The 12,106-nt window shown below is 68.3% G+C and carries 10 protein-coding genes; 7 read left to right on the top strand and 3 right to left on the bottom strand.

Annotation, left to right across the window (positions count from 1 at the left end):
* Positions 1-85: 85 nt before the first annotated feature.
* Positions 86-1,459 carry a divergent polysaccharide deacetylase family protein gene (locus tag AC4PTB_RS06080; RefSeq protein ID WP_492192170.1) on the bottom strand — a complete coding sequence of 458 codons (1,374 nt, stop codon included), beginning with the start codon at positions 1,457-1,459 and terminating at the stop codon, positions 86-88.
* A 147-nt stretch (positions 1,460-1,606) separates the two neighbouring features.
* Between AC4PTB_RS06080 and AC4PTB_RS06075 the strand changes: the two genes are divergently transcribed.
* The 5 genes from AC4PTB_RS06075 (at position 1,607) to lexA (ending at position 5,296) form a co-directional block, all read left to right on the top strand.
* On the top strand, positions 1,607-2,194 hold the full coding sequence (locus AC4PTB_RS06075) for an anthranilate synthase component II (RefSeq protein WP_492192169.1): 588 nt from the start codon (positions 1,607-1,609) through the stop codon (positions 2,192-2,194).
* The gene (trpD, locus tag AC4PTB_RS06070) at positions 2,191-3,201 is read left to right on the top strand and encodes an anthranilate phosphoribosyltransferase (RefSeq protein ID WP_492192168.1); all 1,011 of its coding nucleotides are present in this window, start codon (positions 2,191-2,193) and stop codon (positions 3,199-3,201) included. The genes AC4PTB_RS06075 and trpD overlap by 4 nt, the downstream gene beginning before the upstream one ends.
* Entirely contained in the window at positions 3,198-3,992 is a 795-nt protein-coding gene (gene trpC / locus AC4PTB_RS06065) for an indole-3-glycerol phosphate synthase TrpC (RefSeq protein ID WP_492192167.1), read from the top strand. The genes trpD and trpC overlap by 4 nt, the downstream gene beginning before the upstream one ends.
* A gap of 29 nt (positions 3,993-4,021) precedes the next feature.
* Positions 4,022-4,459: a cyclic pyranopterin monophosphate synthase MoaC gene (gene moaC / locus AC4PTB_RS06060; RefSeq protein ID WP_492192591.1), complete on the top strand. Its 438-nt coding sequence runs from the start codon at positions 4,022-4,024 to the stop codon at positions 4,457-4,459.
* Positions 4,460-4,579: 120 nt separating this feature from the next.
* Positions 4,580-5,296, top strand: a complete 717-nt coding sequence (gene lexA, locus AC4PTB_RS06055; RefSeq protein WP_492192166.1) for a transcriptional repressor LexA — start codon at positions 4,580-4,582, stop codon at positions 5,294-5,296.
* Here lexA and AC4PTB_RS06050 read toward each other — a convergent pair.
* Positions 5,290-7,443, bottom strand: a complete 2,154-nt coding sequence (locus AC4PTB_RS06050; protein WP_492192165.1) for a ComEC/Rec2 family competence protein — start codon at positions 7,441-7,443, stop codon at positions 5,290-5,292. The two genes, lexA and AC4PTB_RS06050, sit on opposite strands and share 7 nt — an antisense overlap.
* A 117-nt stretch (positions 7,444-7,560) precedes the next feature.
* Between AC4PTB_RS06050 and gltX the strand changes: the two genes are divergently transcribed.
* Both gltX and gltA read left to right on the top strand, forming a co-directional pair.
* Positions 7,561-8,961, top strand: coding sequence for a glutamate--tRNA ligase (gene gltX, locus AC4PTB_RS06045; RefSeq protein WP_492192164.1), 1,401 nt, complete (start codon positions 7,561-7,563; stop codon positions 8,959-8,961).
* Between the two features lie 101 nt (positions 8,962-9,062).
* Positions 9,063-10,358 (top strand): citrate synthase, encoded by a 1,296-nt coding sequence (gene gltA, locus AC4PTB_RS06040; RefSeq protein ID WP_492192163.1) that lies wholly within the window; start codon positions 9,063-9,065, stop codon positions 10,356-10,358.
* A gap of 66 nt (positions 10,359-10,424) precedes the next feature.
* Here gltA and AC4PTB_RS06035 read toward each other — a convergent pair whose 3' ends face one another.
* The gene (locus AC4PTB_RS06035; RefSeq protein WP_492192162.1) at positions 10,425-11,999 is read right to left on the bottom strand and encodes an OpgD/OpgG family glucan biosynthesis protein; all 1,575 of its coding nucleotides are present in this window, start codon (positions 11,997-11,999) and stop codon (positions 10,425-10,427) included.
* Positions 12,000-12,106: the final 107 nt, after the last annotated feature.

Raw genomic sequence — 12,106 nt, 5'->3', positions numbered from 1 at the left:
GAGCGTATTTTGGCCAAGAAAAAACCCCTGCCGTTTCTGCTTGGGGAAAAGACGCTCTTGCCGGAGGCCGGGCCGGGCGCGGCGCTTATTTGGCCTTCCCCGCCCCGATCAGCGCCGAAAGCGGTGCGAGGTTGTAATTCGCCCCCTCCTCGGCGGCCCAGGCGGTCAGACCGGCGACGGATTCGGGCCAGGCCGAGAGCATGACGACCGTGGCACCATCGCGGGCCGCCTCGAAGCCGGCGCGGCCAAGGGTGCGGCTGATCACCGCCGCCTTGTCGCGCCGCGTGTCCAGAACCCGGAAGATGCCCGCGCGCGGCACGTCTTTCGTGGCCCGCGCGCCGATGCCGCCCGGTTGCGTCACATAGGCCATGCCCTCGGCGGCCAGCGCCTTTTCCGCCTGCGCCAGCAGCGGCGCCTTGCCCTGCAGCACCGGCGTTTCCGGCTCGACCAGCGCCACCGCCTGCGGCACCGCCCGCTGCCAGGCCGCCAGCGCCACCTCGAGATCCTGCGCCTGCGCGCCCGCGGGCAGCGACCCGGCCAGCATCGCCACCTCGAGCCCGGCGGCACGGTAGGTCGCGGCCGCCTCGGTCACGCCGGGGGCCGCGGGGTCGAGCACCACCGTCACCCAGCTGCCAAGCGCCGCGATCGTCTGCGCGTCAAGCCCGCCCGCCGTGGTGCCGACATCGACCAGCAGCACCGTCACATAGGGCTTGCCCGGCTTTTCCACGAAAGCCGCGCCAAAACGGGTCAGCGCCGGGCCGGAGGCCTCGGGCGCGGGCGGGGCCGCGGGCGGCGTGGCGTCGGACCCGAAGGGCGTCACCGGCGCGCCCGAGGGCGGCACGGAACTGCCCCGCGGCGCCGAGCCCACCTGCGGCAGGCGGTTCACCTTCGTCCCCTCGGCGGCGGCGAAGCCCGCGCCCCCCTCGCCCGGCCCGCCTTGCCCCGGAACGATCACCCGCGGCCGCGCGGGGCCTGGAGGCACCAGCGCGCCATCGGGCATCAGGGTGATCTCGCCGCCCGGACCGGGCGCGGGCGCAGGCGCGGCGGGGGGCAGGGAGGGGGCGGGAGCGATGCCGGGCGGCACCGGCATCGCGGGCTCGGCCTGCGGCGGAAGGTCGAGCGCGACGGCGGGGGGTTGCTCGGGCGGCGCGATCACCGGCGGCGTCACCGCGGTTTCGGGCTTCGCGGGCGGTTCCGTCACAGGCACGGGCGCGGGCACGGGCGCGGGCTGCCCCTCGGTCGGCGCCGTCCGGGCTGGGGCGGGCGTTGCGGCCGGTGTCCCGGGCACCGCCTGCGCGGCGGCGGGATCGGTGGCGGCGGGATCAAGGGGCGCGGCCTTGGGCGGCGCGGTCCGGCCCGGGCCTTGCGACGGCAACGGCAGCACCAGCGAGACCGCGCCCAGCCCCAGCCCCGAGACGACCACCCCCGCAACCATGCCCTTGATCAGACCGCCTGCCATCGCTGCCCCTCTTTGATCCTTTGCCGCTTTCTGCGCGCCTTCATCGCGGCCTTGAAGGCTTGACCCCGGCCGCTTGCTCTGAACATCTATACCGCGACGCCTGACCCGGTTCACCCCCAGAATGCGGGCGGCCCAAAGGAATTGCGCATGCTTCTGCTGATCGACAACTACGACAGTTTCACCTGGAATCTGGTGCATTATTTCGGCGCGCTTGGCGCGGATGTGAAGGTGGTGCGCAACGACGCGATGGATGTGCAGGCGGCGATGGGCCTTGGCGCCGAGGCGATCGTGCTGAGCCCCGGGCCCTGCGATCCGGCGCAGGCGGGGATCTGCCTGCCGCTGACCCTTGCGGCGGCCGAGGCGGGGGTGCCGCTGCTGGGCGTCTGTCTGGGCCATCAGACCATCGGCGAGGCCTTCGGCGGAAGGGTGATCCGCGCGGGCGAGATCGTGCATGGCAAGATGGGCACCATCCACCATCAGGGCAAGGGCGTCTTCGCCGGTCTGCCCAGCCCGTTTCTGGCGACGCGCTATCACTCGCTCGTCGTCGAACGGGAAACCCTGCCCGCCTGCCTTGAAGTCACGGCAGAGCTGGAGAGCGGCATGATCATGGGGCTGCGGCACCGCGACAAGCTGATCGAGGGGGTGCAATTCCACCCCGAATCCATCGCGTCAGAGCATGGCCATGCGATGCTGCGCAATTTCCTGACGGAAGCGAAAGTGAAGGTGCGCGCATGAGCCAGCTCAAGCCCCTGATCGGCCTTGCTGCCGAGCGTCCGCTGACCCGTGCCGAGGCGGAGACGGCGTTTGAAATCTTCTTCGAGGGCGCGGCGACACCGGCGCAGATGGGCGGACTTTTGATGGCCTTGCGCACCCGCGGCGAGACCGTGGACGAGATTGCCGCCGCGGCTTCCGTGATGCGCTCGAAGATGCACCGGATCGCGGCGCCCGAAGGGGCGATGGATATTGTCGGCACCGGCGGCGACGGCAAGGGCACGTTGAACATCTCGACCGCGACGGCCTTTGTTGTTGCGGGGGCGGGGGTGCCGGTGGCCAAGCACGGCAACCGCAATCTCAGCTCGAAATCCGGCGCGGCGGATGCGCTGACGGCGCTGGGGCTTGACGTGATGAAGGGGCCGGAGGTCGCCGAAAGGGCGCTGGCGCAGACCGGGATCACCTTTCTGATGGCACCGATGCACCATCCGGCGATGAAGCATATCGGCCCGGCGCGGGTGGAACTGGGCACGCGCACGGTGTTCAACCTGCTTGGGCCGCTGACCAATCCGGGGGGGGTGAAGCGGCAGCTGACCGGGGCCTTCTCGCGCGACTGGATCCGGCCGATGGCCGAGGTGCTCAAAGCGCTGGGGTCGGAGGCGGCCTGGCTTGTGCATGGCTCGGACGGCACCGATGAGCTGTCGATCTGCGGCGTGAGCTGGGTGGCGGCTTTGCGCAATGGCGAGATCACGGACTTCGAGGTCCACCCCGAGCAAGCCGGTCTGCCCACCCATCCGTTCGAGGCGATCATCGGCGGCGAACCGGCCGAGAATGCGCGCGCCTTCAACGACTTGCTCGATGGCCGCACGGGGGCTTACCGCGATGCGGTGGTGTTGAACGCGGCGGCCGCGCTGGTCGTGGCGGGCAAGGCGGGTGATCTGAAAGCGGGGGCCGAGATGGCGGCGGAGAGCCTCGCCTCGGGCGCGGCCAAGGCGCGGCTGGTGGCCTTGCGCGAGGTGCTGGGCGCATGACCAATATCCTCGACCGGATCAAGGCCTACAAGCTTGAGGAAGTGGCCGCGGCGAAGACCCGCGTGTCGATGGCGGATCTTGAGGCGCAGGCCCGCGCGCAGACGCCGTGCCGGGGCTTTGCCGAGGCTTTGCGCAGGAAATCCGCGCAAGGCTATGGGTTGATTGCGGAAATCAAGAAGGCCTCGCCCTCGAAAGGGCTGATCCGCCCCGATTTCGACCCGCCTGCGCTGGCACGCGCCTATGAAGAGGGCGGCGCCGCCTGTCTGTCGGTGCTGACCGATGCGCCCAGCTTTCAGGGCGCCCCCGACTATCTGATCGCGGCGCGCAGCGCCTGCGCCCTGCCCGCTTTGCGCAAGGATTTCCTTTACGACCCCTATCAGGTTGCCGAGGCCCGCGCCTGGGGCGCCGATTGCATCCTGATCATCATGGCCTCGGTCGAAGACGCGCTGGCGGTCGAGCTGGAGGAGGCCGCGACGGGCTGGGGCATGGATGCGCTGATCGAGGTGCATGACGGCGCGGAACTGGACCGGGCGCTGAAATGCCTGAAATCGCCGCTGCTTGGGGTGAACAACCGCAATCTGAAGACCTTCGAGGTGACACTGGATGTGACCCGTCAACTGGCGCCCACGATCCTGGTCGAGGGGCGCGAATTGGTCTGCGAAAGCGGCATCTTCACCCCCGCCGACATGGCGGCGATGGCCGAGGTCGGCGCGCGGCGGTTCCTGATCGGCGAAAGCCTGATGCGTCAGGCCGATGTCGCCGCCGCAACCCGGGCGCTGTTGACGTGCTGAGCCATTTCGACGCCGCGGGCAAAGCCCATATGGTCGATGTGTCGGACAAGGCGCCGACGACCCGGGTGGCCGTAGCCGAGGGGGCAATCGTGATGACGCCCGAGACCCTGGCGCTGGTGCTGGCGGGCACGGCGGAAAAGGGCGACGTGCTGGGGATTGCGCGGGTGGCGGGGATCATGGCGGCGAAAAAGACCGCCGATCTGATCCCGCTTTGTCATCCCTTGGCGCTGTCCAAGGTCTCGGTCGAGCTAACCCCCGATCCGGCCCTGCCCGGTGTGCGGATCGTGGCGACGGTGAAGACCACCGGCCCGACCGGGGTTGAGATGGAGGCGCTGACCGCCGTATCGGGCGCGGCGCTGACCCTTTACGACATGCTGAAAGCCGCTGAAAAATCCATGCATATCGAGGGGATACGGCTGGTGTCGAAAGAGGGCGGCAAGTCCGGCCCCTATCGCGCGACGCCCTGAGACCGGCCAATCCTTGCTGGCGCGTTAACGCCAAGGCCGGGGGCGTCATTGACACGAAACGGGAACGTGTCTAGAACACTTGCGGAACACCGAGCCAGGACGCAAGCGGGGGGCAACCGGATGCTGACGCACAAGCAATTGGAACTTCTGGATTTTATCCAAAAGCGCATGGCGCGTGACGGGGTTCCGCCGTCCTTTGACGAAATGAAGGATGCGCTTGATCTGCGTTCGAAATCCGGGATCCACCGGCTGATCACGGCGCTGGAGGAACGCGGCTTCATCCGCCGTCTTGCGCATCGGGCGCGGGCGCTTGAAATCGTCAAGCTGCCCGAGTCGATGGAACGCGCCGCCGAGGCGGAACGCAGCCTGCAGACGCAACCGGCCTTCACGCCGACGGTGATCCCGGGGGGCCGGGCCGAACCGCCGCGCGCGGCGCTGCCGGTGGCAGCGGCGGCGCTTGACATTCCGATGATGGGGCGGATCGCCGCCGGTGTGCCGATCGAGGCGATTGCCGAAGTGGCGCATCACGTCACCGTTCCGGGATCGATGCTCTCTGGCCGCGGCGAGCATTACGCCCTTGAAGTCAAAGGCGATTCCATGATCGAGGCGGGGATCAACGATGGCGATATCGTGGTGATCCGCAACCAGACCACCGCCGAGAATGGCGATATCGTCGTGGCGCTTGTCGAGGATCTGGAGGCGACGCTGAAGCGCTATCACCGCCGCGGCGGGATGATCGCGCTTGAGGCGGCGAACCCGGCTTACGAAACCCGGCTTCTGCGCGAGGATCAGGTGAAGGTGCAGGGCCGTCTGGTCGGGCTGATCCGCAGCTACTGAGCGCCTTCGGGCGGCTCCGGGTCTGGCGCCGTCCGCTCTTCGGGCGGCGTCTTGCGGCGCGGCGGATCGGTCCAGAGCCTCTGCCCGGCCTCCTCGCGCGCCGAACGCATCCCGCCCGCCGCATCGAAAGACAGCGCCCCGCTCTGCGCAAGCTTGCGCCGGTCATAGATCTGGCAATCGCCCGTGACCCCTTTGGGCGCGACCGTGTCGAGCACGATCAAGGCCCCGTCCCGACAGGCTTGTTCCAGATTTTCCAGCGCCGCCTTGCCCGACAGGTGCAAAAGCCGCCTGCCCTGCCAGACCGCTTGCCGGCCCCCCCTCTTGCCGCTGAACCCTGCCCGTGCCGCGGCCTCTTTCGGCGTGACCGCATCGCCATCGGCCTGCAACCAGCCCTCGGCGGTGAAGCTGGGCGCGGCTTTCGACAGCGCCCGCCCCTCGGGCGTCATCAGCCCGACCAGCGCGCCCCCGGGCGCGATCAGCAGCGCCGGACGGGGCGCAAGCGCCCAACCGGCACAGGCGAGCAGCCCCAGCACGACCATCGCCGACCGAAAAGCGCCGCGCGACAGCACCGCCGCCCCGGCGGCAAGGGCAAGCACCGGCAGCACCCAGCCGGGCGGGGCGGGCACGAAGCTCTGCGCCCCCGCCAGCCCGGCGACGAAATCGGCCACCGCCAGCACCCAGTCGGTGCCCAGCCCCATCAGCCAGAGCGCGGGCCCGGCCAGACCCAGCGGCGCCAGAACCGCCGCCAGCACCCCCGCGGGCATCACCACAATCCCCATCACCGGCACCGCCAGCAGGTTCGCCAGCATGCCATATTGCGACATCCGCCCGAAATGCGCCGCCGCAATCGGTGCCGTCGCCAGCCCCGCAATCAGCGAGGTCAGCACCAGCAGCAGCACCGGGCGCACCAGCCACGGCAGGCGGTGGTGATGCACAGCCCAGGGCCCCGCCATTAGGATCAGCGCCACGGTGGCGGCAAAGGACATCTGAAAGCCGGGGCCGGTCAGCGCCTCGGGCCACAGAAACAAAAGCAAAATCGCCGCCAGCGCCACCGTATGCAGGCTCAGCGCGCGCCGGTCGAGCAAGATCCCCACCAGCATCACCGCCGTCATGAGAAAGGCCCGCTGCGTCGCGATATCGCCGCCCGAGACCCAGAGATACGCCGCCGAGGCGATCAGCGCGACGGCGGCGGCGATCTTTTTCGTCGGCCAGATCAGGGCGAAAGGCCCGGCCAGCGCCAGCCCCCAGCGCAGCGCGCCAAAGACGAACCCGGCCAGCATCCCCATGTGCAGCCCGGAAATCGACACGATGTGGTAAAGGTTCGAGGCCCGCAGCGTCGCATTCGTCGCCTCGGAAATGCCAGAGCGGTCCCCCGTCATCAGCGCCGCCGCCACCGCCCCCGCCTGACCGCCGATCTGGTCCTGCATCGCCGCCGAAAGCCGCATCCGCAGCCGATGCGCGGCCAGAGCCCAATCGTCCTCGGGCGGTGCGATCACCACCACCGGGCTGCGGGTGTAGCCCAGCGCACCCAGCTCCGAAAACCAGGCGTTGCGGCGAAAATCCCAGGCCCCGGGGGCGATCGGCTCGGCGGGGGGGCTCAGATGCGCGGTCGTGGCAATGCGCAGACCGGGCTCGGGCGCAAGGCTGCTGATGTCGCCATGCAGCGCGATGCGAACCCTGGCGGGCAGGGCCTCGGGCGCGACCCGGGCCAGCCGCAGCTGATCGAGCGTGAGGCGGATCACGTCGCGCGCCGAGCGGTCGATGCCGATGATCCGCCCCTCGACCGGGCCGTAATAGTTGAAGGGCAGCACCGGGGCGGCGACGGAATGGGCACGCCAGCTGGCGGACAGAAGACCAAGCGCCGCCATCAGAACCAGCGTCGCAGGCAGGTGCAGAAAGCCCGGGCCGCGCCGCCACACCAGCACCGCGACCACGATGACCGCGACCGCCGCGGCCAGCACGGGCACGCCCGGCTCGACGCGCAGCGCGAAATAAAGCCCGACGCCAAAGCCAAGGCCCAGCGGCGCCCAAAGCACCCCGTCAAGCTGCGCCCGGTCCAGCGCCGCGACCGGATCGGCCAAGCCCGCCCAAAGCCCCGCAATGCGACGCCGGATCCCGTCCCGATGCACCGCCGATGCCTGCGCCACTTGTCCTGTCGCCCCCTCCTGCATTAGAGAAACGCGCAAGCAAGCCTACGGGCATCATGGTTTCCAAATGGTTAAAACGCGCCCTCCGGCAGCCCCGGAGCCCGCAGAAAGGCCGCAATGTCGCAAAAGATCGTCACCCGTTTCGCCCCCTCGCCCACCGGCTATCTGCATATCGGCGGCGCGCGGACCGCGTTGTTCAACTGGCTGTTCGCCCGCGGCCATGGCGGCAGCTTCCTGCTCAGGATCGAGGATACCGACCGCGCCCGCTCGACCCCCGAGGCGACGGCGGCGATCCTCAAGGGGCTGGACTGGCTTGGGCTGGATTATGACGGCGAGGTGGTGAGCCAGTTCGACCGCGCCCCCCGCCATGCCGAGGTGGCGCGCGAGATGCTGGCCCGCGGCGCGGCCTACAAGTGCTTCTCGACCCAGGAAGAGATCGAGGCCTTCCGCGAAGCCGCCCGGGCCGAGGGGAAATCGACGCTGTTTCAAAGCCCCTGGCGCGATGCCGACCCCGCGACGCATCCGGATGCGCCCTATGTGATCCGGCTGAAGGCGCCGCGCGAGGGCGCGACGGTGATCGAAGACCGGGTGCAGGGCGCGGTGACGGTGAAGAATGACCAGCTCGACGATATGGTTTGTTTACGCTCGGATGGTACACCGACTTACATGCTTGCCGTCGTTGTCGATGACCACGACATGGGCGTCACCCATGTCATCCGGGGCGACGACCATCTGATCAACGCGGCGCGGCAGATGCAGGTGTATCACGCGATGGGCTGGGAGGTGCCGGTGTTCGCGCATATCCCGCTCATTCACGGCCCCGACGGCAAGAAACTGTCCAAGCGTCACGGCGCGGTGGGTTTGGAAGAATATCAGGCGATGGGCTATCCGGCCGCGGGCATGCGCAACTATCTGGCGCGGCTGGGCTGGAGCCATGGCGATGACGAGGTCTTCACCGATGCCCAGGCCAGGGAATGGTTCGAACTGGAGGGAATCGGCCGCGCGCCCTCGCGGCTGGATTTCAAGAAGCTCGAAAATGTCTGTGGCCATCACATGGGCCAGATCGAAGATGACGCCCTGATCGCCCAGATTTCGGGCTATCTGGAGGCGGCCAACCTGCCCGCGCTGAGCGAGGTGCAACTGGCGGCTTTGCACAAGGCCCTGCCCGTGGTGAAATCGGGGGCGAAGACCTTTGGTCAGCTGCTGGAAAAGGCGCGCTTCACGCTGATCTCCCGCCCCGTCGAGATCGACGCGAAGGCGATGGCGGCGCTTGATCCGGTATCCCGTGGTATACTGAATGAATTGACGCAGCAGTTGCAAGATGCTAGCTGGGTGCGTGAGGAGCTCGAAAGCGTGGTCGCGCGGGTGGCCGAGGCGCATGGACTGGGCCTTGGCAAGATCGCGGCCCCCCTGCGCGCGGCGCTGGCGGGACGGGCGGCAACGCCCTCGGTCTTCGACATGATGGAATTGCTGGGCCGCGAGGAAGTCTTGGCCCGGCTCGACGATCAGGCGGCCTGAGGCCCGGCCGCCCTCTCCCGCAGCCGGTTCGTCGGGAACCGGCGCGCGGGAACCGGGAAGGATGCACCGGCGTGGCCCGCCGGACGAATGGAGAGGGAACCATGGCTGAAACGAAACGCACGGCAACGCTGACGCTTGACGGCAAGACCTATGATCTGCCGGTGCTGTCGCCTTCGGTGGGGCCGGATGTGCTCGACATCCGCAAGCTTTACGCGCAGGCCGATGTCTTCACCTACGACCCCGGTTTCACCTCGACCGCGGCCTGCGAATCGGAGATCACCTATATCGACGGCGACAAGGGTGAGCTTCTGTACCGCGGCTATCCGATCGAGCAACTGGCCGAAAAGTCGCATTACCTGGAAGTCTGCTACCTGCTTCTGAACGGCGAGCTGCCGAGCGAAAAGCAGATGAACGATTTCGAGGCGCGGATCACCCGGCACACGATGCTGCACGAACAGATCCACATGTTCTTCCGCGGCTTCCGGCGTGACAGCCACCCGATGGCGACGATGGTGGGTGTGGTCGGCGCGATGTCGGCCTTCTATCACGACAGTCTCGACATCAACGACCCGTGGCAGCGCGAAGTGGCGGCGATGCGGATGATCGCGAAACTGCCGACGATCGCCGCGATGGCCTATAAATATTCGATCGGCCAGCCCTTCGTCTATCCGCGCAACGATCTCGATTACGCGGCGAACTTCCTGCACATGTGCTTCTCGGTCCCGGCCGAACCCTATGTGGTGAAACCGGAACTGGCGAAAGCCATGGACCGGATCATGATGCTGCATGCCGATCACGAACAGAACGCCTCCACCTCGACGGTGCGTCTGGCGGGCTCTTCGGGGGCGAACCCCTTTGCCTGCGTCGCGGCCGGGATCGCCTGCCTTTGGGGTCCGGCGCATGGCGGGGCGAACCAGGCCTGTCTGGAAATGCTGCGCGAAATCGGCTCGGTCGAGCGCATTCCCGAATATATCGCGCGGGCCAAGGACAAGAACGATCCGTTCCGCCTGATGGGCTTTGGCCACCGCGTCTACAAGAACTTCGATCCGCGCGCCAAGGTGATGAAGGAATCGGCCGACGAGGTGCTCGACCTGCTCGGCGTGCACGACAACCCGATCCTGCAGGTCGCCAAGGAACTGGAACGGATCGCGCTCGAGGACGATTACTTCGTCTCGAAAAAGCTTTACCCGAACGTCGACTTCTATTCCGGCATCATCCTTGAAGCGATGGGCTTCCCGACCTCGATGTTCACCCCGATCTTCGCGCTCTCGCGCACCGTGGGCTGGATTTCGCAATGGAAGGAAATGCTGGGCGATCCGAGCGGCAAGATCGGCCGTCCGCGTCAGCTTTACACCGGCCATGTCGCCCGCGATTACGTGCCGGTGCCGAAGCGCTGAGCGACGGGTCAGAAACGAACAAGGCCGGGGGAAACCCCGGCCTTTTGCATGAGGAAGTGGGGGAGGTCAGCGCCGCGCTTCGATCTGCGCGGGGTGCAACACCCCGGCCCAGGTCTCGCTCAGCGCCCGACCGCCGCGCTTGATCGTTGCCAGCAGATCGACCGTCTCGGTGCCGGGGGGCGATTTCACGTCGAAGACCAGCCGCCAACGGGTGCTGCCGCGGATCGGATGGGCGAAGGGGTTGATGATCTCCACCCCCTTCGGCGCGGTGATCGCCGGGGTCACGCCATCGGCCTCGCCCAGACCGGCCAGCGCCGGACCCTCGAAATCGAGCACCACCTTGATCTGATCGCGCGGCCGCGACTGGCCCGGATTGCCGCCCATGCCGATCCGGCTCGCCACCACCTGTGCCAGATCGCCCTGCCGCGGCGCCTGATCGACCCAGTGCAGGGTATAGTCAAAGCGCAGCTCCTGCCCCGGGGCGGGCAGGGTCTCGGGCGTCCAGAAGGCAACGATATTGTCGTAGATCTCGTCATGGGTCGGCAGCTCGACCAGCGTCACCGCCCCCCGCCCCCAGTCCGAGGCAGGCTCGACCCAGACCGTCGGACGGCGCTCATACCAGACGCCATCATCCTGATAATGCTCGAAATCCCGGTCGCGCTGCACCAGGCCGAAGCCCTTTGGCGCGGGGCCTGCAAAGCGCGTGGTGACGATGTCGCCGGGCGTATCGAGCGCGCGCCAGACCGGCGTTCCGCTGGCGGGCGCGATCAGCAGCCCGTCGCTGTCATGCACTTCGGGGCGCCAGTCCAGCGCGTGCCAGCGGTTCGTTTCGGAATACCAGAACATCGAGGTGAGCGGCGCAAGCCCCAGCCGCGCCACCGGCTTGCGCAGGTAGATCCGGCTTTCGACCGCCATCACCTGCCCCCGCCCGGGGGTGTTGGTGATCGCCATGCGCCAGACCCCGGCCAGGCTGCGCCCCTCGACCAGCGCGGTGACGATCGCCTGCCCCCCGGGGCCTTCTTCCAGATAGACCTCGGTGAAGCGGGGAAATTCCTCGCCCGAGGGCAGGCCGGTGTCGACGGCAATCGCGCGGGCCGAGAGACCGAACTGGCCCAGCGCCCCCTCGGTGCGGAAATAGGTGGCGCCGAGGAAGGAAATCCAGTCGCCCGAGAGATCCGGGCGCAGGATGCGAAAACCCGCAAAGCCCGCATCGGCGGCCAGAGCGCGGGCGGGGCTGTCTTTCGGCATGTCGAACAGGTCCGGGGCATAGACAAGTTCGCGCGCCTGTCCGTTCGTCACCGCGAACATCTTTACCGGCTGGCGGAAATAGGTGCCCAGATGGAAGAACTGAACGGGCACCGTGCCCTGATGCAGGGTCATGTCCTTGCGGTAGCGGATCTGCCAATGCGCGTCGTAATCGATGCGTTCCAGCACCTCGGGCTGGCGCGGCGGCGCGGGCACATAGGGCGCGCGGGCGATGGCGGCGGCCCGGGCAGCCAGCGCGTCAAGGCTGAAGGGCACGGGCGCGGCAAGGGGCGGGCCGGGGGGCGAGCTTTGGGCCGCGGTCTGGGCCGGGGCTGGGGCGGGGGCCAGCAAGGCAAGGGCCGCGGTGGCCGCGAGAAAAAGGGGGCGCAGGGTCACGGGCAAGCTCCTTGGTTGCGGGCCACTCCCCCGGGAAAAGACAGGAAAACCGCCCGCAATCAAGGGGTCGGGGCCGGGCGGAGAGGTCGGGGAGGCGCGAATAGGCG

The sequence above is a fragment of the Rhodobacter sp. 4.3.4 genome (assembly GCF_058724655.1).
This window is presented reverse-complemented; position numbering and strand designations above follow the sequence as displayed.

What these genes read in the sequence shown, in the direction of transcription:
- AC4PTB_RS06080 (WP_492192170.1), bottom strand. Translation starts at nt 1,459, where the DNA reads ATGGCAGGCGGTCTGATCAAGGGCATGGTTGCGGGGGTGGTCGTCTCG.
- AC4PTB_RS06075 (WP_492192169.1), top strand. Translation starts at nt 1,607, where the DNA reads ATGCTTCTGCTGATCGACAACTACGACAGTTTCACCTGGAATCTGGTG.
- trpD (WP_492192168.1), top strand. Translation starts at nt 2,191, where the DNA reads ATGAGCCAGCTCAAGCCCCTGATCGGCCTTGCTGCCGAGCGTCCGCTG.
- trpC (WP_492192167.1), top strand. Translation starts at nt 3,198, where the DNA reads ATGACCAATATCCTCGACCGGATCAAGGCCTACAAGCTTGAGGAAGTG.
- moaC (WP_492192591.1), top strand. Translation starts at nt 4,022, where the DNA reads ATGGTCGATGTGTCGGACAAGGCGCCGACGACCCGGGTGGCCGTAGCC.
- lexA (WP_492192166.1), top strand. Translation starts at nt 4,580, where the DNA reads ATGCTGACGCACAAGCAATTGGAACTTCTGGATTTTATCCAAAAGCGC.
- gltX (WP_492192164.1), top strand. Translation starts at nt 7,561, where the DNA reads ATGTCGCAAAAGATCGTCACCCGTTTCGCCCCCTCGCCCACCGGCTAT.
- gltA (WP_492192163.1), top strand. Translation starts at nt 9,063, where the DNA reads ATGGCTGAAACGAAACGCACGGCAACGCTGACGCTTGACGGCAAGACC.